The following is a 2,164-nucleotide window of genomic DNA, read 5'->3' as shown; positions in this document are numbered from 1 at the left end:
TCAGCGCGGCAATAGTTTCGTCCTCACGAGCGATGTACTCGCGAGCAAAGGGAACCGAAGCACAAGCTGATGAGCAAACGCAGTGCCCGCTTCAGACTTTCGTTGGATCGCCCCGACGGTTGCGGCCCTCGTGGTTTACCATTCCGACGTTCGGTGCGGCCGTTTCAGCCCGAATGTCTTGTCCAAGGGGGCGCCGGGCAGGCAATTTGTCGCAAGCGTCCGAGAACTTCCCGCTGCGGGGCGGTCTATGGTGCCCGCGCTCTCCTGGCCGGAGATCGTCCGAGGCCGGGCAGGGCCATTTTGAGTTTGCTCTGGTTCATGCAAGCATCCGGCCATCCGCCGGATTGAGGAGATCAGTTATGAAGTCACTTCGCCTATTTGGTCTGGCCTTTGCCGCCGCGCTGTGCGCCGGTCAGGTGCAGGCCGAGGACCTGACGGGGACCCTGAAGAACATCAAGGAGACCGGTGCCATCACGCTCGGCGTCCGCGACTCCTCGATCCCGTTCTCCTATCTCGACGACAATCAGAAGCCGATCGGCTTTGCGATCGACATCTGCATGGGCATCGTCGATGCCGTGAAGAAGGAGCTCAAGCTCGACAAGCTCGAGGTCAAGCTCAACCCGGTGACATCGTCGACCCGCATCCCGCTGCTCGCCAACGGCACCATCGATCTGGAATGCGGCTCGACCACCAACAATGCCGAGCGCCAGAAGCAGATCTCCTTCACCAACACCCACTTCCTGACGGCGAGCCGCTACGTCACGAAGAAGGCGAGCAACATCACCAAGATCGATGACCTGAAGGGCAAGACGGTCGTGTCGACCGCCGGCACCACCAACATCAAGCAGCTCACCGAAGCCAATGCCGCGCGCAGCCTCGGCATCAACATCATCCCGGCCAAGGATCACGCCGAGGCCTTCCTGATGGTGGAGACCGACCGCGCCGTGGCCTTCGTGATGGACGATATCCTGCTCGCCAGCCTCGTTGCCAGCTCGAAGGATCCGGCCGCCTACGTCATCTCCAGCGACGCGTTTTCCAAGCCCGAGCCGTACGGCATCATGCTGCGCAAGGACGATCCGCAGTTCAAGAAGGTCGTCGATGCCGCGACCGCCAAGATCTACACCAGCGGCGAGGGCGCCAAGCTCTACGACAAGTGGTTCATGCAGAAGATCCCGCCGAAGGGCTTGAACCTGAACACCCCGATGTCCGCCGAGCTGAAGGCCGAATTCGCCAAGCCGTCGGACTCGCCGGATCCGGAGTCGTATAAGCCGTAAGCTGAAGTCGCAGCTGTCGCCCGCGATGGCGGTGCGCTCCCTCCCCCCTTGTGGGGGAGGGATGGGGAGGGGGGTAGCCCAGCAAAGACTGCCCGTGTGGACCCCCACCCCCGACCCCTCCCCGCAGGGGGGAGGGGGGCGCAGCCAGCTCGGAGCAGCAGCGTCGGTCCCAAGCATTTCTCATCAGGGCTCTTTTCCAATGACCGCCCTCGGCGCCCTCATCCGCCGCGACATCCGGATCGCGCTGCGCATCGGCGGCGGTGCGCTGATCGGCGTGCTGTTCTTTCTCACCGTCGTCGTGCTGATGCCGTTCGCGGTCGGACCCGACCTGGCGCTGCTCACCCGCCTCGGTCCGGCCATCCTCTGGCTCGGCGCGCTGCTCGCCAGCCTGCTGACGCTCGACCGGCTGTTCACCGCCGACCATGAGGACGGCTCGCTCGACCTGATCATCATGAGCCGGACGCCGCTGGAGCTCGCCTGCGCCGCCAAGGCGCTGGCGCATTGGCTCGCCGCCGGGCTGCCGCTGGTGATCGCGACGCCCGTGCTCGGCCTGCTGCTGAATCTCGACGCCACTGCCACCGGCGCCGTCGCGCTGACCTTGCTCGCCGGCACCCCGGCGCTGACCTTCATCGGTATGATCGGCGCGGCGCTGGCGGTGACGATGTCGCGCGGCGGCCTGCTGCTGGCCGTTTTGGTCCTGCCGCTGTCCATTCCAGTCCTGATCTTCGGCGTGGCAGCCTCGCAGGCGGCCATCGTCGGTCCGCTGCCGTTCGGCGCGCCGTTTTCGATCCTGTGCGCGCTGTCCCTGGTGAGCTTCGTGATCGGCCCGTTCGCGGCTGCAACCAGCCTGCGCAACGGCCTGGACTGACATGTCGCTCTGCCCCTCCCCC

The 2,164-nt window shown here is 65.2% G+C and carries 2 protein-coding genes; both read left to right on the top strand.

The window, feature by feature from the left end:
• The first annotated feature begins 359 nt into the window (after positions 1-359).
• On the top strand, positions 360-1,274 hold the full coding sequence (locus BRAO375_RS19440) for an amino acid ABC transporter substrate-binding protein (RefSeq protein WP_009029157.1): 915 nt from the start codon (positions 360-362) through the stop codon (positions 1,272-1,274).
• 199 nt (positions 1,275-1,473) lie between these two features.
• Entirely contained in the window at positions 1,474-2,142 is a 669-nt protein-coding gene (gene ccmB / locus BRAO375_RS19435; RefSeq protein WP_006611638.1) for a heme exporter protein CcmB, read from the top strand.
• Positions 2,143-2,164 lie beyond the last annotated feature (22 nt).

Source organism: Bradyrhizobium sp. ORS 375, assembly GCF_000239775.1.
GTDB lineage: Bacteria > Pseudomonadota > Alphaproteobacteria > Rhizobiales > Xanthobacteraceae > Bradyrhizobium.
The sequence above is the reverse complement of the archived record's forward strand: the minus strand, read 5'-3'. Positions and strand labels throughout refer to the sequence as shown.

Coding starts and splice junctions, on each gene's coding strand:
- BRAO375_RS19440 (WP_009029157.1), top strand. CDS start 360: ATGAAGTCACTTCGCCTATTTGGTCTGGCCTTTGCCGCCGCGCTGTGC.
- ccmB (WP_006611638.1), top strand. CDS start 1,474: ATGACCGCCCTCGGCGCCCTCATCCGCCGCGACATCCGGATCGCGCTG.